The following is a 24,562-nucleotide window of genomic DNA, read 5'->3' on the forward strand; positions in this document are numbered from 1 at the left end:
GGTTAATGTTGTATTCTATTCTATGTATTCTTACTTATTCCGCGTTATCCAAAAACTCTTTTAATTTCTCTGACCATTTATCAAAAACTGATTTTCTTTCCTTACCCATTCCTACACTTTCCAATTGTTGCTCTTCAGCCAGCACATGTTCTTGATCAAAACCAGAACTCTCATTAGTTCCTGACAAGGTCTTGTTATGGCGGTTTCCCAACTTTGAATCATTCTTTACCGCATTCATCAATAATCCTACAGCGGTAGCGTATAACGGACTTGCCACCTCTTCATCAGAATCACCTGCCAAATGTTCATTGGGATATCCAATTCTAGTATCCATACCGGTAATATATTCTACCAGTTGTTTTAAATGTTTTAACTGACTACCACCACCAGTTAAAACTATACCGGCAATAAGCTTTTTCTTTTGCTCATCATGTCCATAATTCTTGATCTCCACATAAACCTGCTCTATAATCTCAACCACCCTTGCATGTATAATCTTAGAAAGGTTCTTTAATGTAATTTCTTTTGGTTCCCTGCCCCTTAAACCTGGGATGGATACAATTTCATTATCCTTATTTTCACCGGGCCATGCAGACCCAAATTTTATTTTAAGCAGTTCTGCCTGCTTCTCAATTATAGAACAGCCCTCTTTTATATCTTCTGTGATAACACCACCTCCAAAAGGTATTACAGCAGTATGTCTTATGATACCATCTTTAAAAATGGCCAAATCAGTAGTACCACCACCTATATCAATTAAAGCTACACCTGCTTCTTTCTCTTCCTGACTTAAAACTGCATCTGAAGAGGCTAAAGGTTCCAATGTAATATTACCTAAATCCAAACCGGCACTTTTAATACATCTACCCACATTTTTAATGGAAGTAACCTGACCCACTACTACATGAAAATTAGCTTCTAAACGGCCCCCATACATTCCTATTGGCTGTTTAATCTCGGCCTGCCCATCAACTTTATATTCTTGGGGCAATACATGAATTATTTCCTCACCAGGTAACATAATTAATTTGTAAACTTGGTTGCACAAGGCATCCAAGTCCCCTTCATTAATTACCTCTTCAGAATCTGAACGGGTAATGTAATCACTATGCTGCAAGCTTCTTATATGTTGGCCAGCAATTCCTACCACAACAGAACCTATTTTAAGTCCAGAATTTACTTCTGCCTGTTCCACTGCTTGTTGAATAGACTTTATTGTCTGTGTGATATTATTTACAACACCTCTATGCACCCCAAGACTCTTGGATTTACCAATTCCCAAAATCTCAATCTTACCGTATTCATTTTCCTTACCAATAATGGCAACGATTTTTGTTGTACCGATGTCTAGACCGACTGAATATCTTGTTTGTTCCATTTTATTTTTAAATTTTAGTGCACACTACCTGGTTATTGAACTCTAAACTTACTATTGCAAAATTCTCCAGTGTCTTATCCTTATTTGCCTTGGCATAAAAAGCCTTAAAATTGCTGAACTTTTCCTCTAGATTATCAATATCCCCAAGATTTACCACAAATTGATTAAGCCTAAATTTTAATTGATAATCATTTGCTGATACTACATGTATACCAATTATATTTTTACGCAAAAAATCATCCTTGTTTATAAACTCCAATATTTCGTATACATCCTCAAGGCTCTCACCTGTAATATCACCCGTAATTATGGGAACTCTGGCCGAATAATTCGACGAAAACGGCATGCGTTTTCCATCATCGTCCAAATAGAACTTTGAATTTCCTTCTATGCGTCCGATTGGTTTACGTTGAACAATTTTAGACGTAAGCTCACCATCTATCGTAAGATATACTTGGGCACTTTTCACCATTTCATTGGCCTCTAGGACCTTTTCTATAGTATTCAAAACTAATTTTTCTTTGGGCACATTTTCTAGGCGTCCATAATTTTGTATTAACAATTTATTAACCGTCCCTTCTGTGATGTATAAATTTTGATCACCAATAAATTTTATGGCGACTTTGTCAATGTTTTTCTTTTTATTTCGCTGGTTTGAAAATGAGTAAACCCCCATTAACACAACTACTAGCGTAATTATTTTTATAAAACCCCAATTAGTGCGCATACTCCAATTCGTTTTTAATATTAATCACCTCTAAACCTATATCACCTGCCCCCATGGTTACCAACACCTGAGGATTTTGTAATTTTATTTCTACTATTAAATTTTCTTTCTGTACAATTTTTTTGTTTGGATTTAATATTTTTCGAAGCAACCAATTAGAATCAACACCCTGTATGGGTTCTTCCCTTGCCGGATAAATTTCCAATAGAATAATACTATCAAATCTGGATAGACTTTTAGCGAATTCGTCACCAAAATCCTTTGTCCTTGAAAATAAATGAGGTTGAAAAACGGCAAGTACTTTTTTATTTGGATGCATTTCTTCAATAGCTTGATATACGGCATCAATCTCTGTGGGATGATGTGCATAATCATCTATATATACCAAATCATCCCGCTTTATTTTATAAGAAAAACGTCTTTGTACACCTTTAAAACTTGCAAGTGCTTCTGCCAGGCGATACGGTGGGGATCCTGCTTGTATCGCCATGGCAAATGCAACCAAACCATTAAGCAAATTATGCCTCCCTGGCTTATTGAACTTAACTCCTTTTAAAACAGTATCCGGAGTTCCCAAATCAAATATGTAGGTACCATGTTCTATTTTTATATTTCGGATACAATAATCCGAATCATCCTCTATGCCGTAGGTAATACCCTCCAAAGGCAAACCCTTTCTAACAAATAATTTGCCGCCTGGCTTTAACCGATTGGCGAATTCCTTAAAGGATTTATGTAGTTGACCAATATCTCCATAAATATCCAAATGGTCGGCATCCATTGATGTTATACAGGCAACGTTTGGTGACAGCTGTAAAAAGGAACGATCAAATTCATCTGCCTCTACCACCGCATACGCCGTACCCTCTAACAAGAAATTACTATTAAAATCCTCTGAAATACCACCTAGAAAGGCAGTTAAGGGTATTCCCGTTTCTTTAAGCAAATGTGCTAAAATACTTGAAGTTGTAGTTTTACCATGGGTACCTGCAACAGCCAAGCAAAAGGAATCTTTTGTAATCATTCCTAATACTTCTGAACGTTTTTTTATTACAAACCCATTTTGTAAAAAGTATTGGTACTCTGAATGTGATGAAGAAACTGCTGGTGTATATACCACCAGCGTTTTATCTTTTTGTAAAAAGTTTTTTGGAACAAATTCCAAACCATCAGAATAATGGATGTCAATATTGATTTTAGCCAATTCTTTGGTCAATGGCGTCTCGGTTTTATCATAACCAGCCACTTCTTTATTGATAAACCTAAAATATCTTGCCAAAGCAGACATACCTATACCTCCCACTCCTATGAAGTACACATATTGTATGTCGTTTAAATTGATCATTTTATACCAATAATTTTTCTATCTCATCACAAATATCACTTGTTGCGTTTGGCATTGCCAAGGCCTTAATATTCTTTGAAAGCTCTTGTTGTAATTCGCCAGATTTAAAAATATGTGAAAACTGCATTTCAAAATCGATCTCTAAACTTTTTTCAGTAATCATTACAGCAGCATTTTCCTTTACCAAAGCCGCTGCATTTTTTGTCTGATGATCTTCCGCAACCACTGGCGATGGAATAAAAATCGTAGGTTTACCAACAATACAAAGTTCTGAAACTGCTCCAGCACCGGAGCGCGATACAATAAAATCTGCTGCTGCATATGCCTTTTCCATATCATTTAAAAAAGCAAATACTTTTACAGTGTCTGAATTATACTGTTTATAGTTATCTATATACCCCTTTCCACATTGCCATATTATCTGTACATCCAAATCTTTAAAGAAAGTCAACTTGTTATGCACCAATACATTGATTCTTTGAGCCCCAAGACTACCACCCAAAACCAGCAAGGTCCTTTTATTCCTATCTAAACCAAAAAAATCCAATGCCTCTTCTCTTGGCACTTCTAATTTTATTAAATCTGCCCGTACCGGGTTCCCAGTTTTCACAATTTTATCCTTTGGAAAAAACTTCTCCATACCATCATAGGCAACACATATTTTGGCCACTTTATGCTTTAATAATTTATTGGTGATGCCTGCAAAGGAATTTTGCTCTTGAAGCAGACAAGGGATTCCCCTGCCAGAGGCAACTTTTAATAAAGGACCACTGGCAAACCCACCTGTACCTATAACAGCATTAGGTTTAAAACGTGTTACTATTTTGCTTGCCTTTATCAAACTACTAATCAATTTTAGGGGAAACATTACATTTTTTAGGGTTAGTTTCCTTTGTATCCCTGTTATCCACAAACCTTCAATCTCATATCCTGCTTGTGGCACCTTTTCCATTTCCATACGGTCCTTTGCCCCTACAAACAAAAACTTAGCACCCGGAAATCTTCGTTTCAACTCATTTGCTATTGCAATAGCCGGATATATATGTCCGCCTGTTCCACCTCCAGAAATAATAAACCTATAACTGCCCACTTAACACTTCTAAAGGATTATTTTCATCTATACCAGACAAACTCTTTTTATCTACAACAATATGTTTATTGCTCGCGCTCAATATAATTCCAATTGCCAAACAAGTCATCCAGCTAGAGGTTCCCCCACTACTTATAAGTGGTAAGTTTTGACCAGTTACCGGAAACAATTCTACAGCTACCGCCATATTTATCATCGCTTGAAAAACTATTGGCAAGCCAACACCCAAAACCAATAATTTAGAAAATATGGTAGAGCATCCGTTTGCTACTACCACTATCCTAAATAACAAAAACAGATAGAAAAACATAAGTGCAAAACCACCTACCAAGCCATACTCCTCAACGATAATGGCATAAATAAAATCTGAGGAACTCTGCGGCAAAAAGTTCTTCTGAACACTCTTACCAGCCCCTTTGCCAACAATACCACCAGTGGCAATCGCAATTTTAGCCTTTTCAATTTGGTATGAACCTTCGGTATCCTCCGGATTGGAAAAGCTATCAATACGGCTCATCCAAGTATCTACCCTATTGGGAAAAAGGTCAGGGGCGGCCTTTGCGGTTAGAATGAATAAAGTGAGACATAAAATTCCTGTCCCAACAATTCCCAACAAATATTTTATTGGATAACCACCCAGAAAACAGAGGACCAATACCATAGTGAATATAATACCGGCAGTTGAAAAGTTTGCGGGAAGAATTAAGACAAGTACTAAAAAAACAGGTAGCCATAGCGGCAGAACGCTCTCCTTAAAACTTACTTGTACATCTTTTACTTTAGACAGATATCTAGCCACATAAATCATTAAAACAACAGCCGCTAGATTAGAGGGTTGAAAACCAAACCCTACGAACGGAATATGAATCCATCTACTGGCATTTGTACCTCCAACAGAGGAGCCTTGTGCCAATACAAATATCAATAGGACCAATACAATGGGCATCGCAATCAAGGATAATCCCTTAAAGAAATGTGTTGGTATTTTATGTACTCCATATATAATTCCAAAACCCATGAACAACAACAAGGCATGTTTTACCAAATGTCCGACTGTTGTACCATTACCCACCACATACACTAGATTACTACTGGCACTATAGACAGGTAAAAATGAAAATAAGGCTAAAAGTGCAGCAATTGCCCAGATAGCTTTATCCCCATTGATATTTTGAAAAAATTTAAGCACCTATAAATGTTTTACACAGTTTTTAAATTGATCACCGCGATCTTCATAATTTTTGAACAAATCAAAACTTGCACAGGCAGGGGAAAGCAAAACGGTGTCGCCCCTCTCGGCAATTTTATAGGCTACCTTTACAGCTTCCTCCATAGCATAGGTCTCCACAATTAGGTCTACTACATTGCCAAAAGTTTCCTTGATTTTTTCATTGTCTAAGCCAAGACAAATTATTGCCTTAACCTTTTCCCGTACCAATGGCATTAACTCCTTGTACTCATTTCCTTTATCAACCCCTCCTACAATCCATACCGTTGGTGTCTTCATGCTATCCAAAGCATAGTATGCTGCATTTACATTGGTTGCTTTGGAATCATTTATGTATTGCACATGGTGAATTTTTAACACATTTTCTAAACGATGTGGTGCTCCTTGGAAATTAGACACACATTGCCTAATGGTCTCCTTTCGAATACCTACCAACTTTGCCACTGTAGATGCAGCCATTGTATTCTTTAAATTGTGCTTCCCTTCCAACGCTAATGAGTCTGTCATAATCTTTATCCTATCTTCTTGTGTTCTAATAATAATTTCATTGTTCTCTACAAATGCACCCTCTTCCAGTTCCTTTTGTAATGAAAAGGGAAATAATTTGGATTTGACTGGGTGTTCCTTAAGCCAATTCACCAATACCTCATCATCTGCATCATAAATGAGATAATCTTCCGCTGTTTGGTTCATTGCAATCCGAAACTTTGATGCTATATAATTCTCAAACTTATATTCATATCTATCTAAATGATCTGGTGTGATGTTCGTTATAACAGCAATGTGAGGCTTAAAATCCTTTATTCCATCTAACTGAAATGAACTAATCTCCAAAACATAATATTCTAAATCTTGTTCTGCCACCATCTTCGCATAACTATCACCAATATTCCCGGCCATACCAACCTTTAATCCCGCAGAAGCAAGGATATGGTTGGTGAGCATGGTTGTGGTAGTCTTTCCGTTACTTCCAGTGATTCCTATAATCTTTGCATCGGTATATTTTGATGCAAACTCAATCTCAGAAATTACCGGTATGTTAATGTCCCGTAGCTTTTTCACCAAGGGTGCTTTATCCGGTATTCCTGGGCTTTTCATCACCACATCTGCTTGCAAGATTTTAGCCTCTGTATGCTTTTCTTCCTCCCAATCAATTCCAAAATGCTCAAGAACGTCTTTATACTCTTTTTTTATTTTACCCTTGTCGGACACAAAAACCTTATATCCTTTTTTAAGGCCCAAAATGGCAGTGCCAACTCCGCTTTCCCCTCCTCCGAGAACTACCAAAAAACTCATTTACCTCACTTTTAATGTAACAATGGTAGCAACTGCCAACATTATTCCTACAATCCAAAACCGGGTTACTATTTTACTCTCGTGATACCCTTTTTTCTGATAATGGTGGTGCAATGGAGACATTAAAAAAATACGTTTGCCTTCGCCCAATTTATTCTTGGTGTATTTGAAATAGCCTACCTGTAGCATTACCGATAAAGATTCTGCGAAAAAAATTCCGCACAACACAGGTATCAATAATTCCTTCCTCACAATAATGGCTATTACCGCTATTACCCCACCAATAGTTAAACTTCCCGTATCCCCCATAAAAACTTGTGCCGGAAAAGCATTGTACCATAAAAACCCGACAAGTGCACCAACAAAGGCGGTAATAAAAACCAATAGCTCTCCTACCCTTGGGATATACATAATATCCAAATAATCTGAAAAAATAATATTGCCCGAAACTAAGGCAAACACCCCTAGGGTAAATACAATTATTGCCGAAGTACCTGCTGCCAGACCGTCTATACCATCTGTTAAATTAGCCCCATTGGATACAGCGGTTACAATTAAGATTATCATTGGAATAAAAATCAACCAAACATAATCCTTGGCATTTTCTCCTGCCCAATCTATTAAATACCCGTAATCAAACTCGTTGTTCTTAAAAAAGGGTACTGTGGTCATGGTAGATTTAATTTCTGCCCCTTTAACCTCTTCGACCGTATATTGTTCTGTAATTACGCTCCTGTTTTGGTCGCGCATTGTTACCTCTGGATGAAAATATAAAACGGCACCTACGATAAGTCCCAATACCACTTGACCCAATACCTTGAACCTGCCTTTAAGTCCCTCCTTGTTTTTTTTAAAAACCTTAATATAATCATCAGCGAAACCTATAATACCCATCCAAACGGTAGTAAAAATCAAAAGAATGATGTAGATATTATCCAATCGCGCGAACAACAATACTGGTATTAGCGTAGCCAAAATGATAATGACACCACCCATGGTTGGCGTACCTGCTTTTTGCTTTTGGCCCTCTAAACCTAAATCCCTTATAGTCTCACCTACCTGCTGTTTTTGAAGAAAAAGTATAATGCGCTTACCATAAGCCGTAGCTATAATTAGTGAAACTAAAATTGCCATACCCGCACGAAACGTACTAAACTGGAACAGACTTGCTCCAGGCAATTGATATTGTTTTTCCAAATATTCAAATAGGTATGTTAACATAATTTATTTAAGGGCTTAATGAGCCATTACTACTTTTCTAAATCTTGTAATACTTTCTTAATAATTTTAAAATCATCAAAATCTACACGCTCTCCATTTGTCTCCTGATAGGTTTCATGACCTTTACCAGCGACCAAAATAATATCATTGGAGGCCGCCATTTTACATGCTGTTTTTATGGCCTGCTCCCTGTTTTCTATAGACAATATCTTTTTTACGTGTTGAGGTTCTACCCCTGCTTCCATTTCCAAAATAATACTAGAAGGGGATTCCGTTCTGGGGTTGTCAGAAGTGAAAATGGCAATGTTGCTCATTTTCGCTGCGATATTACCCATTACCGGACGCTTTGATCTGTCTCTGTCGCCACCACACCCCACAACGGTGATGACGTTTTCATTTCCAGTTCTCAATGTGTTGATTGTCTCAAGCACATTTTTTAAGGCATCCGGCGTATGGGCATAATCAACTATTGCCGTAATTCTATTTTTTGATATAAAATATTGAAACCTACCATCTACATTTTCCAGTTCGCTCAATAGGCGTAATGTTTCTAATTTTTCCAGTCCCAATAAATCAGCGGTAGCATAAATTGCCAATATATTATAAGCATTGAAATGTCCTATCAATTTAGTCCAAAGTTCATTATCATCAACCTTTAACAACTGGCCATCAAACTGATTTTCTAGAATTTGCGCTCTGTAATCCGCATAGTTTTTTAGCGCATAAGTAAATTTTCTTGCCTTGGTATTCTGCAACATAAAAAGACCATTCTTATCATCTACATTAGTGAGTGCAAATGCTTTTTTAGAAAGGTTATCAAACAATATTTTTTTGGTATCCCTGTACTCCGAAAAGGTGTTGTGATAATCTAGGTGGTCATGGGTAAGATTGGTAAAAATAGCACCTTCAAACACCAAACCCTCTGTACGTTTTTGGTGTATCCCATGGGAACTCACCTCCATAAAACAAAACTCAACTCCGGCTTCGTTCATTAAGCTTAAGAACTTATTTATGGTCAGGGCATCAGGTGTGGTATGACTAGTTTTATACGCCACTTCATCAACCATTATTTTAATAGTTGAAATAAGTCCAACTTTAAATCCCGCCTTTTTAAATAATTGATACAATAGACTGGTTACCGTAGTTTTACCATTAGTTCCTGTAACACCAACCAGTTTTAGGTTTTTTGATGGATTATCATAAAAATTAGACGCTGTGATTGCTAATGCCCTATTTCCATTATCTACCTCAACGTAGGTTATGTTAGTCCTCAAATCTTTAGGCAACTCTTCACATACAATCGCTATAGCACCTAGCTCAATTGCCTTTTCAATATACTTATGGCCATCTGTTAAAGTTCCCTTTATAGCAAAGAAAACATCACCATTCTGCACTTTACGGGAATCAAAACAAATAGCATTGATGCTACAGTTGGTAGTACCACTTACCGCCGTTAGACCAACCCCATATAATATGTCCTTTAATACCTTCATGAAAGTTCTAGAACAATTTTTTTAACGTTCTTAATATCTGTGCCTTTTGTAATAGATTGACGGCGTACCTTACCATTACCTATAACCTCTACCTCTATTCCGAGATTTTCTAATATTGCCACAGCATCCATACCACTTAAACCTTTTAAATTGGGCACTGTGTTATGATCCTTCTGTATGTTGGCATAATATCCTTGGTAAGACTTTTCCAACTCTTCGCCATTCAATTCCTTCATATCCACCTCGTCTATCAAAGGAGAATTCGCATACACCTTTTGTGCTACGGATTTAAAAACTGGTCCAGAAACATCAGCTCCATAATACCCTACACTCTTATCTGGTTCATGAATCACAACTATACAAGAGTATTTAGGGTTGTCTGCAGGGAAGTACCCAGCGAATGTTGATATGTATTTTAATTTATCGGGATCTTTAGCTACATAGTTTTTTTGACAAGTACCCGTTTTACCTGCCATTGAAAAATTTGAGGAGTATAATCCATGCCCAGTGCCATGTTTTTTTTCTACCACATTCTTCAATAACTGCTGTACTTTATTGGCTGTTTCCTTAGAGCATATAGAGGGATTAAGAACCGTTTTATCAAACTTTTTTATAGTCTTGTTCCATTCCTTAACCTCTTTGATGAGTCTTGGCTTAATCAGTTCCCCATCGTTGGCGATAGCATTATAGAATGCCAAGGTTTGTAAAGGAGTCAATGACACTTCATAGCCATAAGCCATTTGGGCCAACGAAAGACCAGACCAGCCCTTATCTCCTGGGTAACGTATCACCGGTGTTCCCTCCCCTTTTACAGGAAGACCCAATTCCTTGTGAATTCCCATACTCATTAGGCGATTCACATATTTCTCTGGATTTTCCTTATAGTTATTATGGATGATTTTGGCAAATGCCGTATTGGATGATACTTCAAATGCTTTTGAAACCGTTATTTCACCGTAGCCTCCGGCTTTAGAATCTTTTACATAATGATTATAAATTTTCCACCTACCCTTTTCTGTATCTACAACGGTACTGGTATCAATTACCTTATCTTCCAAAGCAGCAACCAGGTTCATCAATTTAAATGTTGAACCCGGTTCGTGAGATTCTCCAATAGCATAATTCAAACGCTCATAATATTTACCTTCCGCGGTCTGTCCCAAATTAGATATGGCTTTTACCTCACCCGTTTTAGTCTCCATTACAATTACGGTACCGTGATCAGCCTTATAATATTCCAATTGCTTTAAAAGGGCGTGATGTGCAATATCCTGAATATTGATATCAATGGTTGAATACACATCATAGCCATCTTTAGGTTCAATAATATTATCGGTCCCAATGGGTTTCCATTGATTTTTAGCTATTTTCTGCTTCAAACGCTTCCCCTCTACACCTCTTAAATACTCACTAAAAGCACCTTCCATACCCACCTTTGTCCTATAGCCATTTTCATCCACCCGCTCGTAACCCACACTTCGCTCGGCTATTTTTCCTAGAGGGTGTTCCCTTTTTGTTATTTGCTCAACTATAAGTCCACCTTTGAATGCCCCTTTTTCAAAAAGTGGAAATTGCTTGACAGCCATATAGTCCGAATAATCAAGGTTTCTTGCAATAAGTGCATACCTGTTTTTATTCTGTCTTGCTTTCCTTAAAATTTGTTGGTAATAGGAAGATTCTTTATTAAAAAGTTTAGCTAAGGCATCTGACAAAGGCTTTACACTTTCCTTAAAATCCTTCTCATTTACCGTAACAGCATCAAATCGAATAGTATACTTTGAAACCGAAGTCGCCAATAGACTGCCATCATCTGAATATAGATTGCCACGATTTGGAGCTATTGTAAACATCTTGGTAGTTCTAGTTTCAGCTAAATCCCTATACTTATCACCATCAACTATTTGAATGGACACCAATTTAAATAACACCACACCTGCAAACAGCACAAGACCACCTGCTATGAAATACAACCTAGATAATATTTTTTTATCGGTAACTGGCATTAACTATTTTGATCCTTTTGTTGATTTAACTTTAATTTTTTGAGGGGGATTCTCCGATGGGAAAAGTCCTTTTTCGGCCACCGTACTTGTTATTGTCGACTCCAATTTAAGTTGCTGCAAATCTGAACGACCATCTACGAATTCATTTTTAAGCTCCTTTACCCGCTCGTTCAAAGCAGCTATTTTATGAACCTTTCTATCGGCACTATGTGAGCTGCTTATCATGATTGCCGCCAAAAAAGATGCAAATATGATAAACAGCCAATTTTTGGGAGAATCACCATCTACCAAAAACTTACCTTTTAAAATATCCAACAAGCCTTTTTTAACTTTCACAACGCTTCGTTATAAACATTCTGCTATTCGCAATTTTGCACTACGGGCCCTATTATTAATCCTTATTTCTTCTTTTGACGGGACTATTAATCCGCCTACTTTTCTCAAGGGAACATCCACATTGCCATAAAAATCTTTTTCAGGCTCCCCCTTAAACTGTCCAGCTCTTATAAATCGTTTCACCAATCTGTCTTCCAATGAATGATAACTAATAACACTTAACCTACCGCCTTTTTTCAATAATTCAGGAACCTGTTCCAAAAACTCCTTGATCACTTCTAGCTCCTGATTCACCTCTATACGTATTGCCTGATAAACCTGGGCCAAAATCTTGTGCTTTTTATACTCTGGCAAAAACTGACCAAGAACCTGCTTAAGCTCCTCTGTAGTTTTTATCTCTTTCTCTTCCCTTGATGCTATAATTACACTTGCCATTGCATTGGCGTTACGTAAATCACCATATGCAAAAAGTACATTTCTTAAATCATCGTAGGAATACCTATTTACTACTTCATGGGCAGACAATAGGTTGTTCTTACTCATCCTCATATCCAAATCCGCCTCAAAACGCGTAGAAAATCCACGTTCCGCTTTATCAAACTGATGGGAAGAAACACCAAAATCGGCCAAAATACCGTCTACTTTCCGAATGCCATAGAACTTTAAAAATTGGGTTATGTACCTGAAATTTTCCCCAATCAGTATAAATCTTTCATCATCGATACGGTTAGCTTGCGCATCCTCATCTTGATCAAAGGCAAACAATTTTCCTTTCTCGCCTAGTCTCTTTAATATTTCCCTGGAATGGCCTCCCCCGCCAAAAGTCACGTCTACATAAACCCCATCTTCTTTAATGGCCAAACCATCAACCGATTCCTTCAGCAATACCGGATTGTGATAGACTTCACTCATCGGCATCAAAAATACTTTCTGCCATTTCCTCGTATTCCATATCGGTCATAGAATCAAGTACACTCTCATACTTGTCCTTATCCCAAATTTCAATTTTGTCATGCTGTGCATTCAAGACCACTTCTTTGGAAATCCCCGCATAATCAAAAAGATTTTTAGGTATTTGCAATCTACCGGTATCAGCATCAATGGGAACTTCTTTCAAACCAGCGGTATACTTCATTAGGAATAAATCAAACTTTTTACCCCTACCACCTTTATTCATTATTTTTTGCATCACCTCATCAAACTTAACTTTTGGATGCAGCTCCAAGCAATCTTTAAACACGGCACGTTTTATCACAAACTCGTCGTTCATGAACGGCAAGAGCTTGTTTTTTAAAGCAGTAGGAATGTTAATCCTTCCCTTTGCGTCTGCCTTACATTCGTGTTGTCCTACTATTGTGGTCACTGAAATTGGTGTTATTTGCAAATAATAACTCAAATATATAGATTTTATTTGCAGATAATTCCACTATTTTCCACTTTGTTAATAAATTTTCCACCTCAATTCACCGAAAAATCCACTTTACACCAAAATTCCACACAAGAAACTTCAGCATTTCACAAATAATAAATACCCTTACATAGTGTTAAAAATGAAATTTTATAATAATTTGAATTGCCTATATTTGCGCAAAGAGCAGTACCATTCTACATGGAAGACGAAATAATACAAGACGGAAAATTCAAGTATATTGAAAGCGGGGAAGGAACTCCGATTATTATACTTCACGGTTTAATGGGCGGTCTTAGTAATTTTCACGGCGTAGTGGAACACTTCCCTAAAAAAGGTTACAAGGTTTTAATACCTGAGCTACCCATATATGATATGCCAATGCTCAAGACCAACGTGAAAAACTTTGCCAAATACCTTGAGAAATTCATTGAATACAAAGGTCTAAAAGATGTAATTCTTTTAGGAAACTCGTTAGGAGGCCATATTGGCCTTTTGCACACCAAACTCTATCCGGAAATGGTAAAGGCTTTGGTAATTACGGGTAGCTCTGGGTTATATGAAAGTGCCATGGGCGACGGGTACCCTAAGCGCGGGGACTATGAGTTCATAAAAAAGAAAGCCGAGGATGTCTTTTATGACCCTGCCGTAGCCACGAAAGAGATTGTAGATGAAGTTTTTGCCACGGTGAACGATCGTGTTAAGTTGGTAAAGACATTAGCCATTGCAAAAAGTGCCATACGTCATAATATGAGTACGGACCTTCCAAGCATGAAAACACCTACCTGTATAATTTGGGGTAAAAACGATACGGTTACACCACCAGATGTTGCCGAATTATTTCATGAATTATTACCAGATTCTGAACTTTTTTGGATTCAAGAATGTGGGCATGCACCAATGATGGAACATCCTGAAGAGTTCAACTCTATTTTAGATAACTGGTTGGAAAAACGAAATTTCTAATTCTATTTTTAGATGAAAATAAAGTCGGCCGACTTTGTCATGAGCAACTCAGATGTTGCCAAATGCCCTAATGAACCGCTACCTGAGTATGCCTTTATTGGTAGGTCTAACGTAGGGAAATCTTCCCTGATCAATATGTTGACCAATAGGAAAAGTTTGGCAAAAACATCTGGTAGGCCTGGAAAAACGCAACTCATAAATCACTTTAAGATCAATGAAAATTGGTTTTTGGTAGACTTACCTGGATATGGATACGCCAAAGTATCCAAAAAAGATAAAAACACGTTTCAAAAATATATTACCAACTATTTTCTACAGCGTGAACAGCTGGTTTGTTCCTTTGTTTTGGTTGATATTAGGCATGAACCACAAAAAATAGATTTAGATTTTATGCAGTGGATGGGTGAAAATGGCATTCCTTTCGCCATAATTTTCACCAAGGCAGATAAATTAAAACCACAAGTAATAAACAAACACATACAGCACTACTCAGAAAAGTTATTGGCAAGCGTTTGGGAGGAAGTTCCTCAATATTTTATTACTTCATCGAGCAAAAAAATAGGTCAGGAAGAAGTACTCGGATACATTGATAGTATTAACCAAAACTTTTTTGAAGCCACTAAAAACAGCCCTATTTAAGTAGTGCTATTTTTTCTTTGGTCATATCAATTAAATCTGCCGCTCTGTTTAACTGATTTAATTCTTCAGTACTAATTAAAATTTCCAAACCCTTTTTCACTTCAAATAAAATAATTGGAAAGCTAAATATATTATCAAACTTACTTTCAAATTCATCTTTGTGTAAGAAATCCAATGTAAACCCATCATTTACCAAATTTAACCTAAACTGTTTCCAGATATTCTTCTCTGTAAATGAACCAAAAGTCAACGAACACAAACTACAAGTATAAGTAGATGGACTTATAATCTTATGGGCACCATCAAAGATTCGATTGCGCAGACTAGAACCAGCATTATAAACAAATAACAGTTTTATAACCTTTGTATTTGTCAATTATAACCTTATTTATTCCAGACTTTTTAATTCCATTTTTTCAGCAAAATAATCACAGAAATCTTTCATGGTTGCTGTCATTTTCTCGTCTTGAGTAGCTTTCATAAACGTTTCTGATAGTGACACCAAAGTTTGATGAAAAAAGGTTTTCATCTCATCTACAGGCATATCCTTGGTCCATAGATCTATTTTTAAAGATTCTTGATTTTTACTATCCCAAACAGATAATAACATGGCCTTTGCCTCTTCATTATTAATACCACCGTCCTGTGCGGACCAAGAAAGTTTTTCAGGAACGCGGTTTTCATCCAAACCAACTCTCAGGGTTATTTCCGAAACATGTAAATCTGCCATTTAATTTCTAGGTTTATAATTTGATTTTTTAAATATCTCCTCCTCGGGCATCGTCAACATCTGTTTTAAGGAAATATCAGTATTATCCATAAACGACCTTACAATTTGCCAACCAATAAATCTACCCAATCTTCCAGGGGATTCATTATCCAATTCCAATCCAAATTTTGAAAAAGGCGCAGGATCCAAAAATCGTTGATTTAACTTTATATCGGTATTATAAAGATACTCTTGTTCTATAAAGTTTCGCCACATAGGCTCCTCATTAGATAGGGCCCAATTCATATCCTCTTCAGTATAGCCAATTTTGATGGTATCTTCTGCGTTAGGCATAAGCTTATCCTTTAAATAAAGTTCTTTCCCAAAATAAACCATACGTGATAAAAAGGTACGATCCCTTGGTCTTGGAACCACTTTTTTAGCAAATGCACTCGCTATATCACTCACAAGGTATTTTCTACTTAAGCTTTCCGCAATGTAGCGCTGAAATCCACCATAATACTTATGCTCAGGACCCAAATAATTATCCAATCCTATAAGAAGTAAACTATCTGCAAATATAATTCGGTTGTTATAGTCCACATCATTGGTAACGGTTATTATATTAGGCACAGTTTGTTCTGGGAAGAAATATTTTATATGCTTGAAGAGTGATACCAATCCTTCCTCTTCATCATTAAAAGAGCTAAATGTATTGCCTACCTCCTGGAATAATTCTATTTGAAGAGAATCTTGCATTTTGGCAACCCAAACACTATCTGGCGCTGGGAAAAGATATGGATACTTTTTACGCAACTCAGGTAAACTTTCTGGCTTTGCCGATGCAAATTCTTGATCAAACCTTGAAATCTTTAAGTCCAATGGTATTTTTTCCACTTCAGCCTCAACTTTGTCACTATCATTACATCCAATAAAAATGAGTAAAATTGATAATACTATAAAAATGGGATTTTTCATACCAAGTATTTCCGAATACATTTTATTTTTAAACAAGGACAACTTATTTTTATGGCAAAGTTAATCCATTTAAACAAATATCAATGGCGCTATGCAAACGGAAAAAGTAATTGACCATATTGTTGACTGGCTAAAGGACTATGCAACCAAGGCAAATCAAAAAGGTTTTGTAATCGGTGTTTCCGGAGGTATAGATTCTGCCGTAACATCTACCCTTTGCGCCAAGACAGGACTGGACTTACTTTGTTTAGAAATGCCCATTCACCAAGCATTAAACCAGTCTGACCGTGCATCTAGCCACATAGATTGGCTTCAAGGGAATTTCCCCAATGTTTATAGACAGCAAGTTAACCTAACCCCTGTATTTGATAGTTTGGTAGCCTCATTCCCTATCGTAAAGAATGAGGAAGAACGTTTTATGTCCTTGGCCAATACCAGAGCAAGGTTGCGCATGACCAGCCTTTATTATTTTGCAGCGTTAAAAAGATATCTCGTTGCGGGAACAGGCAATAAAGTTGAAGATTTTGGAATTGGCTTTTACACGAAATATGGAGATGGCGGGGTTGATATAAGCCCTATTGCGGATTTGTATAAGACCGAGGTTTATGAAATCGCCAAAAAGATGGGCATTAACGAGGAAATTATTAAAGCCGCACCAACTGATGGACTTTGGGGTGATGACAGAACGGATGAGGATCAAATAGGAGCATCATATCCTGAACTGGAATGGGCCATGAAAATGAAAGATCAGGGTAAAAATTTGGATGATTTTACAGGCCGTGACCAAGAGGTTTTCTCTATTTACATCAGATACAATTCAATGAACCAACATAAAATGAATCCCATACCAATTTGTTACATTCCTGAAACGCTGAAATAACCACTCAACTAATAATCAAGTGAATAAAACGAATATTTACCGTCTTTTTTAGTACTTTATGAAAATTAATACATCTTTGTCTTCTAATTTAGATTAATTAGTCCTACATTGCGTGTACGTGATTTTCGACGATTTAGGGTACGAATAATCTATAAAAATTCAACATAATGATAAAAGTTTTAATCGCAGACAATCATCCTATTATAAGAATGGGTGTAAAAAACGTTCTTGAGTCTGCAGCTGGTTTTGAAGTGGTAGACGATGCTTCTACTACTGAAGAACTATTTGAAAAACTGAAAAAAGTTACCCCCGATGTTGTAATGTTAGAAATGGATATACCAGAAATTAACGGTATAGCTGCTCTACGAAAAATTAAAAAAGAATACCCTGATGTTAAGGTACTTATGTACAGCGGACAATCTGAAGATGTTTACGCTTTAAGTGCTATAAGGGCAGGTGCATTTGGTTATTTATCCAAATCCTCAGGTGTAGATTACATTGTCTCGGCGGTTACCAAAGTAAGTGAAGGTAGTATGTTTATTACCAATGAGTTAGCTCAAAGACTTGCCTTTGATGAAGGCACAAAAAAACCAAGAAGATTCTTTAGAAAACTATCCACGCGAGAGATTGAGGTTTTAAAACTTCTTGCTAGTGGCAAAAGAAACAAAGAAGTTGCACAAGGTTTAAACCTGAATGAAAAAACGGTTAGTACTTATAAAGCCCGTTTGATGAAAAAGTTAAACGTAGATAACATGGTAGACCTTTTACAACAAGCAAAGGCATTAGAATTATATTAACTACTTTCTTATAATTAAAAACAAAAACCCGCTAGTAGCGGGTTTTTGTTTTTAGCTTATTTTAAACCCTAAGACAATACCCTATTTAATTTTTGATTAAGTAATTTATTCAATTGAAGATAATTCATAATCTCTTCTAGAATTTCTCTATTATCGTTTGTTTCATTCTCAGTTTCATTTTGCAACGATTGCATTCTCTTCTTTATCAAAAAACACCTTAAGGTTAAAATAGTCTCACTCACCAACTGTGCTATTGTGGTTTCTTTAGATTTAGGAAATATGTCCTTACTTTCCCAATTATCAAGGCTATATCGCTCCTCTTCCATTAAAATAGAAGAAATATCATTTGCCATTTCTTGATCCAAATCTGCAATAAACGTACTTACCTCAAAGTTGTCATTTTGGTTGAGCACCTCCATAATCTTGTAATATACATTTCTAAAATTCTCATTGGCGAGTTCTATTTCATCCTCTTGAAGATCAAGGTAAATTTTCTCATAAACTTTTATTTCCATTGATTCTGGTTCCAATACCAAATCTCCAGAATCATTTTCCTTTAGCACCAAATCCTCAAACTGCTCCTCCTTACTGCCATACAACAAAAGACTTTCTATAATCTTACGTTCCAACAAATATTGTACGTCAACCTTTTCTTCTATTGGCTCATTTCTAACTACATCAAAAGCCTTGCTTTCCTGTTTTTCAATCTTTTGGGCATCTACTGTATTTTTCTTTCCAATTTGCGCCAAAGTACTAAACAGGACATTCTCGGAAATATTCATAATACTAGCGCATTCCTGAATATATATCTCTCTTTTTATACGGTCTGGAATCTTAGAGATACTATTTACGATATCCCTTACCGTATCTGCCCGTTTTATAGGATCATTGGAAGCTTCTATCATTAACAAAGAAGCCTTAAACTGTATAAAATCCTTGGCATTTTCCTGTAGATACAGCACTACATTTTCCAGCTCATTGTTTTTGGCAAAACTATCTGGGTCTTCACCTTCTGGAAACGTACAGATCTTAACATTCATCCCTTGCTCTAGAATCAAATCGATACCACGAATAGAAGCCCTTAAACCGGCCGCATCACCATCAAAAAGAACCGTAATATTTTTAGTAAGCCTGTTTATGAGACGTATTTGTTCTGGAGTTAAGGCGGTACCGCTTGATGACACCACATTATGTATACCCCTTTGATAAAGTTGGATAACATCTGTATAGCCCTCTACCAAATAACAATTATCCTCTTTTGCAATAGCTTGTTTTGCATAATAAATACCATATAACACTTTACTTTTATGATATATATCACTCTCTGGGGAGTTTAGGTATTTAGCAGCTTTTTTATCATTGGTAAGTATGCGCCCCCCAAACCCTAAAACCCTACCACTTAAAGAATGGATTGGAAACATCACCCTTGCCTTAAACCGGTCAAATTTTCGGGGGTTATTTGGGTTATTGACATCCTCTTTTACAATACTAAGACCTGTTTTTTCCAAATACTCCAGCTTATACCCTTTATCTAGGGCGGCATTGGTGAAACCGTCCCACTGGTCCAAGCAGTAGCCTAGTTCAAACTTTTTTATTATTTCGTCGGTAAAACCACGCTCTTTAAAATAACTAAGGCCTATGGCCTTTCCTAACTCAGTTTCCCAAAGCATTTCCTTAAAATGTTTCTGGGCAAAATCAGAAACTAAATACATGCTCTCCTTTTCATTGGCCTGTTCAATCTGTTCATCAGATTGTTCAGTTTCCTCTATCTCTATATTGTATTTTTTTGCCAAATATTTAATAGCTTCCGGATACGTGAAGTGTTCGTGCTCCATTAAGAAGGCAACCACATTACCGCCTTTACCACTACTAAAGTCCTTCCATATTTGTTTTACAGGAGAAACCATAAAACTTGGTGTACGTTCATCACTAAACGGACTTAAGCCCTTAAAATTGGAACCAGATTTTTTTAATTGCACAAAATCACCGATAACCTCCTCCAAACGAGCAGATTCATATACTTGGTCTATAGTGGTTTTAGAAATCATCTGTAGAAATGCTCAATTCTATTAAAAGCAATTAGCCTCTAAAATTATTACTTTTGAAGTAATAATAAGTCAATATAAATGATTCTTTTCTTTGGGACCAGGCCTGGAAAAAAACACAGTAAACAAATACAAGACGTTAATTGCCCATTTTGCAAACAGGCTAGCACTTTAACTTTGGTTACCCAAAGCACCTACTTTCATTTATTTTGGATTAAGTTATTTAAAATATCAACTGTATCTTATGTTGAATGCCACCACTGTAAAAAAGTTTATATAGAAGAAGAGTTCAATAACGAAATGCGTAATGCCCTGGAAAACATAAAACTGGATAAATAGTATCCTATTCATCCAGTTCAATTATTTTTGACCCATACAATTCTATAAGTCAAACCTTAGGCCCAATGAAATATTTCTTTGTTCTATTTCAGCATCTTTAAAAATAGGATTTAAATCGTATTTCAAGTACAACAATACGCCATCAAAACCTGCGTATGTACTTAAGCCATAAACAAAATTAGAAGTATTATACCCCCTTTTAAGTTTATCCTTAACATTTTCACCATTTCTGTCATACTTAAGTTTTTGACGTGTTCCCAGATTAAATCCTCCATAACCACCAAGCCCAACACGAAATTGATTTCTTAGTGAGTAACGGACCTTATTTTCTGATTCCTTAAATTTAGATGGTCCAAACTCAAAATGCACTGGAAATACCAGATTGTCCATTCGTAATTTTGATTTTTTAAGGTCAAATTCAAACTCTTCTAGAGTTACACCTCCATTTTCGTCACTTACAAAGTATAGGTTATCTGTTGGCTTTAGGCCATTAAATTGAAAGGAAAAACCATAGTTAAATCGTACCAAATTGGAATTCTGAAAAATTCGAGTACGCCATTGCCACCCCATTTCAAAAAATCTACTACCCCCAATTTTATACGGTGAATCCTCTAATGATTGTCCTTCTATTAGAGCGTTGTTCAACCCAACTGCCAACACAAAATCTGAATAGGTACGCCGATCATATTTTAAATCACGTTTCCAACTTTTAGAATTAAAAATAATGCTCTCCGCAGGCATACCACCAATATCTATTCCAATTCGTATCTGCCCATCAGGAATTGAATCAACTTCAATACCTGTTAATAAAACTCCCTCATTACGCTCTAAAAGCGCAATTTGGTTATCAATAATCATTAACCTATTCTCAATGTTCAAGGCTCTTTTTTGAGCTGCAGCCTCTTTTAAGGTTTTTGCTTCCTCCGCAGAAATCATCCCATCATCAAAACGCTTATTAATGTCAGTGACTTCATACGTTAAGGCCTCCTTTTCTTGTTTAGTAATTTTTTCTTTTTGCTCCTTTAATATTTCTATCTTCTTTTGATAATCTTCTTGCGCCGCCATGGTTTGCACCATAAAAAGTATTGCAACACTTAAAATGTAAATTGTAATTGTTCTCATTTTGACTGATTTTTTGATGAATAAACTCCGTGTCCATCTTAAATGACGGGTTAAGATTTGTTTAATAAAGTATGATTAATTATTACGGTCCGCGACAGCGGTCCTTACTTTAAGAAAACCTGTTTTTAGCTTATTAAAAATTTGTTCACGGAAGGATTGATCAAGTTCTTCCTCAACTTCAGTCAATAAAGCCATGGCGTTGACCGTTTGGTATGATGCAAACAATGGTTCCCTTAAAATATCTTGTTGTGCTTTTAACAATAATGAATCTACCTCAGCATCTGTTATTTCTGCACTTTGTTCCATTCTATTGACTTCAACCAATACCTCGGCTATTTTTACATCTAGCAAAGAATCAGTCAATACCTTATTTTCTTTTTCACTATTAAGAACTATTCTGGTTTTATGCACATCAATAATTTCCTTTTCGAACTTAGGCTCCTCTACTTCTTGAGTCGCTAAACTGATATTAGATTTCTTTTTAAGAGGTGCATTTTCCTTAACCGGCTTATCCAATATTTCTTCAGTTGCCACAACAAAATTATTTTTCTTCACACTAATTTTGTCCTGTTCATTTTTAATAACTTCCTTATTGTCTGAGGTTTTTACAACTTGAATAGGTTCAATATCCTTATCTGAAGTAGCCTCGTAGTTCATAAAAAACATGCCTAATACTACAACCACTGATGCCGCTACACCAATCCATACATAAAATGGTGTTCTTTTCTTCTCCTCAACTTGCAATTGACGTTGAATTTTATCCCATGCCATTGTGGAAGGAGCTATCTCCCTATCCTTTAGTTTATCTTTTATATGTTTTTCAAATTTATTTAATTCCATAACCAATAATGTTTTGTTGCTTTAAATGTTCTTGTAATATTTTACGGGCTTTAAACAATTGACTTTTAGAAGTACCTTCTGAAATAGATAACATCTCTGCAATTTCAACATGTTTATAGCCTTCGACAGTGTATAGTACAAATACCATTTTGTATCCTTGGGGCAAGGCATCTATTAAATATTGGATATGTTCGGCGTCCAAATCTGTAGATTGGTTTATTTCATCATTTTGGTTTTTCTCAAATACCTCATTATCATAAACTACAAATTGTTGTTTTCTTATAAATGAAATACTTTCCCTAATCATGATTTTTCGTAACCAACCTTCAAAACTACCTTGAAAATGAAACGTGTGCAGATTTTCAAACATCTTTAAAAACCCTTTTACCATAACATCTTCAGCAAAATGAACGTCTTTTACATACTGCCTGCATACACTAAGCATTTTTGGTGCATGCCCTGAATAGAGCCTCTGTTGCGCCTCTTTGCTCCCATTAATCGCTTTCTTAATGAGTTGTTTTTCGTTCTTGTAAATGGGTATAATTTTCAAACCTTTAAACTTACTTCTATACTTATAGACGCATCTTTTTTGAAAAGGGTTGCCTTGACTCAAAAAAATATTCTGATTTATTTTTGTAATCGACCTTTGTTTTGACAATTACAGCCTAATGAAAAGTATATTATTTATTTTTTACGTTCAACAACGTAATTTACCATAAGCTCTAAAGCATCACGATATTCTGAAGCAGGATATGTTTTTAGTAGGTTGAGCGCTTCATCCTTGAAAGATAACATTTTGGTCACAGCATAATCCAAACCGCCCAATTCCTTTACCATGGCAATAACTTCCTTTACTCGCTTTTTGTCCTTATTATGGTTTTTAACAGAATTGATAATCCAGTTTTTTTCTTTTTTAGAACAATGGTTTAAAGCATATATCAAAGGAAGTGTCATTTTTTGTTCTTTGATATCTATACCTGTTGGTTTTCCAATTTTTTCAGCACCATAATCAAAAAGATCATCCTTAATTTGAAATGCCATGCCACACAGTTCCCCAAACTTCCTGAATTTTTCTACATCATCACTATCAGGTTTTACAGAACAAGCCCCAAGACCACAACAAGCGGCGATTAAAGTTGCTGTTTTTTGACGGATAATATCGTAATATACATCCTCAGTAATATCAAGTCTTCTTGCTTTTTCTATTTGAAGCAATTCGCCCTCGCTCATTTCCCTTACGGCAACGGAAATAATTCTAAGTAGATCAAAATCACCATTATCAATAGACAATAACAGCCCTTTGGACAATAAGTAATCGCCCACTAAAACGGCAATTTTGTTTTTCCACAGGGCATTAATTGAAAAGAACCCTCTACGCTTATTACTTTCATCAACTACATCATCATGTACCAGTGTAGCCGTGTGTATTAATTCTATAACAGAAGCCCCTCTATAAGTACGCTCGTTAACCTCCCCATTATTCAATAGTTTAGCCGTTAGAAATACGAACATTGGTCGCATTTGCTTGCCTTTTCTATTAACAATGTAATGTGTAATCCTATTAAGTAACGCAACTTTAGATGACATTGAGTCCCTAAATTTCGTCTCAAAGAGTTCCATTTCCTGGCTAACTGGTTCCTTTATTTGCGATACTATTTTCAATAGGCCTTATTTGTACCTTGTTTTTATTTTTATTGATAACTAAAATTAAGGAAAAGGTGT

Annotated in this window: 25 protein-coding genes; 5 read left to right on the forward strand and 20 right to left on the reverse strand. The window is 36.2% G+C overall.

Annotated elements, in window-relative coordinates:
* Window positions 1-34: 34 nt before the first annotated feature.
* The 12 genes from ftsA to ACOCEA_RS11500 are packed head-to-tail and all read right to left on the reverse strand — an operon-like array spanning window position 35 to window position 13,480.
* On the reverse strand, window positions 35-1,378 hold the full coding sequence (gene ftsA / locus ACOCEA_RS11445) for a cell division protein FtsA (protein WP_420756380.1): 1,344 nt from the start codon (window positions 1,376-1,378) through the stop codon (window positions 35-37).
* A gap of 7 nt (window positions 1,379-1,385) precedes the next feature.
* Window positions 1,386-2,105: a cell division protein FtsQ/DivIB gene (locus tag ACOCEA_RS11450; RefSeq protein WP_420756381.1), complete on the reverse strand. Its 720-nt coding sequence runs from the start codon at window positions 2,103-2,105 to the stop codon at window positions 1,386-1,388.
* Window positions 2,095-3,447 (reverse strand): UDP-N-acetylmuramate--L-alanine ligase, encoded by a 1,353-nt coding sequence (gene murC, locus ACOCEA_RS11455; protein WP_420756544.1) that lies wholly within the window; start codon window positions 3,445-3,447, stop codon window positions 2,095-2,097. Before murC ends, ACOCEA_RS11450 begins: the two co-directional genes overlap by 11 nt.
* Before the next feature lie 4 nt (window positions 3,448-3,451).
* Window positions 3,452-4,540 carry an undecaprenyldiphospho-muramoylpentapeptide beta-N-acetylglucosaminyltransferase gene (murG, locus tag ACOCEA_RS11460; protein ID WP_420756382.1) on the reverse strand — a complete coding sequence of 363 codons (1,089 nt, stop codon included), beginning with the start codon at window positions 4,538-4,540 and terminating at the stop codon, window positions 3,452-3,454.
* A complete protein-coding gene (locus tag ACOCEA_RS11465) occupies window positions 4,527-5,729 on the reverse strand; it encodes an FtsW/RodA/SpoVE family cell cycle protein (protein WP_420756383.1) in 1,203 nt (400 codons plus the stop codon). The genes murG and ACOCEA_RS11465 overlap by 14 nt, the downstream gene beginning before the upstream one ends.
* Window positions 5,730-7,064 (reverse strand): UDP-N-acetylmuramoyl-L-alanine--D-glutamate ligase, encoded by a 1,335-nt coding sequence (gene murD / locus ACOCEA_RS11470; protein ID WP_420756384.1) that lies wholly within the window; start codon window positions 7,062-7,064, stop codon window positions 5,730-5,732. It lies immediately after the preceding gene.
* A complete protein-coding gene (gene mraY, locus ACOCEA_RS11475; protein ID WP_420756385.1) occupies window positions 7,065-8,285 on the reverse strand; it encodes a phospho-N-acetylmuramoyl-pentapeptide-transferase in 1,221 nt (406 codons plus the stop codon).
* Window positions 8,286-8,314: 29 nt separating this feature from the next.
* A complete protein-coding gene (locus ACOCEA_RS11480; protein ID WP_420756386.1) occupies window positions 8,315-9,778 on the reverse strand; it encodes a UDP-N-acetylmuramoyl-L-alanyl-D-glutamate--2,6-diaminopimelate ligase in 1,464 nt (487 codons plus the stop codon).
* On the reverse strand, window positions 9,775-11,781 hold the full coding sequence (locus ACOCEA_RS11485) for a penicillin-binding protein (RefSeq protein WP_420756387.1): 2,007 nt from the start codon (window positions 11,779-11,781) through the stop codon (window positions 9,775-9,777). The genes ACOCEA_RS11480 and ACOCEA_RS11485 overlap by 4 nt, the downstream gene beginning before the upstream one ends.
* A 3-nt stretch (window positions 11,782-11,784) precedes the next feature.
* Complete coding sequence (locus ACOCEA_RS11490) at window positions 11,785-12,117, reverse strand: FtsL-like putative cell division protein (RefSeq protein ID WP_420756388.1); 333 nt, start codon at window positions 12,115-12,117, stop codon at window positions 11,785-11,787.
* Window positions 12,118-12,126: 9 nt separating this feature from the next.
* Window positions 12,127-13,029, reverse strand: a complete 903-nt coding sequence (gene rsmH, locus ACOCEA_RS11495) for a 16S rRNA (cytosine(1402)-N(4))-methyltransferase RsmH (RefSeq protein WP_420756389.1) — start codon at window positions 13,027-13,029, stop codon at window positions 12,127-12,129.
* Complete coding sequence (locus ACOCEA_RS11500) at window positions 13,022-13,480, reverse strand: division/cell wall cluster transcriptional repressor MraZ (protein WP_420756390.1); 459 nt, start codon at window positions 13,478-13,480, stop codon at window positions 13,022-13,024. The genes rsmH and ACOCEA_RS11500 overlap by 8 nt, the downstream gene beginning before the upstream one ends.
* 246 nt (window positions 13,481-13,726) lie before the next feature.
* Here ACOCEA_RS11500 and ACOCEA_RS11505 point away from each other — a divergent pair, with 246 nt between their 5' ends.
* Both ACOCEA_RS11505 and yihA read left to right on the forward strand, forming a co-directional pair.
* Window positions 13,727-14,491: an alpha/beta fold hydrolase gene (locus ACOCEA_RS11505; RefSeq protein ID WP_420756391.1), complete on the forward strand. Its 765-nt coding sequence runs from the start codon at window positions 13,727-13,729 to the stop codon at window positions 14,489-14,491.
* A gap of 12 nt (window positions 14,492-14,503) precedes the next feature.
* On the forward strand, window positions 14,504-15,130 hold the full coding sequence (gene yihA, locus ACOCEA_RS11510) for a ribosome biogenesis GTP-binding protein YihA/YsxC (RefSeq protein ID WP_420756392.1): 627 nt from the start codon (window positions 14,504-14,506) through the stop codon (window positions 15,128-15,130).
* On the opposite strand, the gene ACOCEA_RS11515 is transcribed toward yihA, so the two are convergent.
* The 3 genes from ACOCEA_RS11515 to gldB are packed head-to-tail and all read right to left on the reverse strand — an operon-like array spanning window position 15,123 to window position 16,817.
* The gene (locus ACOCEA_RS11515) at window positions 15,123-15,506 is read right to left on the reverse strand and encodes a GTPase (protein WP_420756393.1); all 384 of its coding nucleotides are present in this window, start codon (window positions 15,504-15,506) and stop codon (window positions 15,123-15,125) included. The two genes, yihA and ACOCEA_RS11515, sit on opposite strands and share 8 nt — an antisense overlap.
* A gap of 12 nt (window positions 15,507-15,518) precedes the next feature.
* Window positions 15,519-15,860, reverse strand: coding sequence for a gliding motility protein GldC (gene gldC, locus ACOCEA_RS11520; protein ID WP_420756394.1), 342 nt, complete (start codon window positions 15,858-15,860; stop codon window positions 15,519-15,521).
* Window positions 15,861-16,817: a gliding motility lipoprotein GldB gene (gene gldB / locus ACOCEA_RS11525; RefSeq protein WP_420756395.1), complete on the reverse strand. Its 957-nt coding sequence runs from the start codon at window positions 16,815-16,817 to the stop codon at window positions 15,861-15,863.
* 91 nt (window positions 16,818-16,908) lie between these two features.
* On the opposite strand from gldB, the gene nadE reads away from it, so the two are divergent.
* Together nadE and ACOCEA_RS11535 are read left to right on the forward strand one after the other, a co-directional pair.
* Window positions 16,909-17,697 carry an NAD(+) synthase gene (gene nadE, locus ACOCEA_RS11530; protein WP_420756396.1) on the forward strand — a complete coding sequence of 263 codons (789 nt, stop codon included), beginning with the start codon at window positions 16,909-16,911 and terminating at the stop codon, window positions 17,695-17,697.
* 167 nt (window positions 17,698-17,864) lie between these two features.
* Window positions 17,865-18,494 (forward strand): response regulator, encoded by a 630-nt coding sequence (locus tag ACOCEA_RS11535; protein WP_420756397.1) that lies wholly within the window; start codon window positions 17,865-17,867, stop codon window positions 18,492-18,494.
* Window positions 18,495-18,562: 68 nt separating this feature from the next.
* On the opposite strand, the gene dnaG is transcribed toward ACOCEA_RS11535, so the two are convergent.
* Window positions 18,563-20,542, reverse strand: coding sequence for a DNA primase (dnaG, locus tag ACOCEA_RS11540; RefSeq protein WP_420756398.1), 1,980 nt, complete (start codon window positions 20,540-20,542; stop codon window positions 18,563-18,565).
* Window positions 20,543-20,620: 78 nt separating this feature from the next.
* On the opposite strand from dnaG, the gene ACOCEA_RS11545 reads away from it, so the two are divergent.
* Window positions 20,621-20,878 carry a zinc-ribbon domain-containing protein gene (locus tag ACOCEA_RS11545; protein ID WP_420756399.1) on the forward strand — a complete coding sequence of 86 codons (258 nt, stop codon included), beginning with the start codon at window positions 20,621-20,623 and terminating at the stop codon, window positions 20,876-20,878.
* A 42-nt stretch (window positions 20,879-20,920) separates the two neighbouring features.
* On the opposite strand, the gene ACOCEA_RS11550 is transcribed toward ACOCEA_RS11545, so the two are convergent.
* The 4 genes from ACOCEA_RS11550 to ACOCEA_RS11565 all read right to left on the reverse strand — a co-directional run bounded on the left by ACOCEA_RS11550 (window position 20,921) and on the right by ACOCEA_RS11565 (window position 24,502).
* Window positions 20,921-22,000, reverse strand: coding sequence for a porin family protein (locus tag ACOCEA_RS11550; protein WP_420756400.1), 1,080 nt, complete (start codon window positions 21,998-22,000; stop codon window positions 20,921-20,923).
* A 75-nt stretch (window positions 22,001-22,075) separates the two neighbouring features.
* A complete protein-coding gene (locus tag ACOCEA_RS11555) occupies window positions 22,076-22,840 on the reverse strand; it encodes a hypothetical protein (RefSeq protein ID WP_420756401.1) in 765 nt (254 codons plus the stop codon).
* A complete protein-coding gene (locus ACOCEA_RS11560; protein WP_420756402.1) occupies window positions 22,827-23,390 on the reverse strand; it encodes an RNA polymerase sigma factor in 564 nt (187 codons plus the stop codon). The genes ACOCEA_RS11555 and ACOCEA_RS11560 overlap by 14 nt, the downstream gene beginning before the upstream one ends.
* Before the next feature lie 134 nt (window positions 23,391-23,524).
* Window positions 23,525-24,502 (reverse strand): polyprenyl synthetase family protein, encoded by a 978-nt coding sequence (locus ACOCEA_RS11565; protein WP_420756403.1) that lies wholly within the window; start codon window positions 24,500-24,502, stop codon window positions 23,525-23,527.
* Between the last annotated feature and the right edge of the window lie 60 nt (window positions 24,503-24,562).

The organism is Maribacter luteocoastalis (genome assembly GCF_048890225.1).
Classification (GTDB): domain Bacteria; phylum Bacteroidota; class Bacteroidia; order Flavobacteriales; family Flavobacteriaceae; genus Maribacter; species Maribacter luteocoastalis.

Coding starts and splice junctions, on each gene's coding strand:
- ftsA (WP_420756380.1), bottom strand. CDS start 1,378: ATGGAACAAACAAGATATTCAGTCGGTCTAGACATCGGTACAACAAAA.
- ACOCEA_RS11450 (WP_420756381.1), bottom strand. CDS start 2,105: ATGCGCACTAATTGGGGTTTTATAAAAATAATTACGCTAGTAGTTGTG.
- murD (WP_420756384.1), bottom strand. CDS start 7,064: ATGAGTTTTTTGGTAGTTCTCGGAGGAGGGGAAAGCGGAGTTGGCACT.
- mraY (WP_420756385.1), bottom strand. CDS start 8,285: ATGTTAACATACCTATTTGAATATTTGGAAAAACAATATCAATTGCCT.
- ACOCEA_RS11480 (WP_420756386.1), bottom strand. CDS start 9,778: ATGAAGGTATTAAAGGACATATTATATGGGGTTGGTCTAACGGCGGTA.
- ACOCEA_RS11485 (WP_420756387.1), bottom strand. CDS start 11,781: ATGCCAGTTACCGATAAAAAAATATTATCTAGGTTGTATTTCATAGCA.
- rsmH (WP_420756389.1), bottom strand. CDS start 13,029: ATGAGTGAAGTCTATCACAATCCGGTATTGCTGAAGGAATCGGTTGAT.
- ACOCEA_RS11505 (WP_420756391.1), top strand. CDS start 13,727: ATGGAAGACGAAATAATACAAGACGGAAAATTCAAGTATATTGAAAGC.
- yihA (WP_420756392.1), top strand. CDS start 14,504: ATGAAAATAAAGTCGGCCGACTTTGTCATGAGCAACTCAGATGTTGCC.
- gldC (WP_420756394.1), bottom strand. CDS start 15,860: ATGGCAGATTTACATGTTTCGGAAATAACCCTGAGAGTTGGTTTGGAT.
- gldB (WP_420756395.1), bottom strand. CDS start 16,817: ATGAAAAATCCCATTTTTATAGTATTATCAATTTTACTCATTTTTATT.
- nadE (WP_420756396.1), top strand. CDS start 16,909: ATGCAAACGGAAAAAGTAATTGACCATATTGTTGACTGGCTAAAGGAC.
- ACOCEA_RS11535 (WP_420756397.1), top strand. CDS start 17,865: ATGATAAAAGTTTTAATCGCAGACAATCATCCTATTATAAGAATGGGT.
- dnaG (WP_420756398.1), bottom strand. CDS start 20,542: ATGATTTCTAAAACCACTATAGACCAAGTATATGAATCTGCTCGTTTG.
- ACOCEA_RS11545 (WP_420756399.1), top strand. CDS start 20,621: ATGATTCTTTTCTTTGGGACCAGGCCTGGAAAAAAACACAGTAAACAA.
- ACOCEA_RS11550 (WP_420756400.1), bottom strand. CDS start 22,000: ATGAGAACAATTACAATTTACATTTTAAGTGTTGCAATACTTTTTATG.
- ACOCEA_RS11555 (WP_420756401.1), bottom strand. CDS start 22,840: ATGGAATTAAATAAATTTGAAAAACATATAAAAGATAAACTAAAGGAT.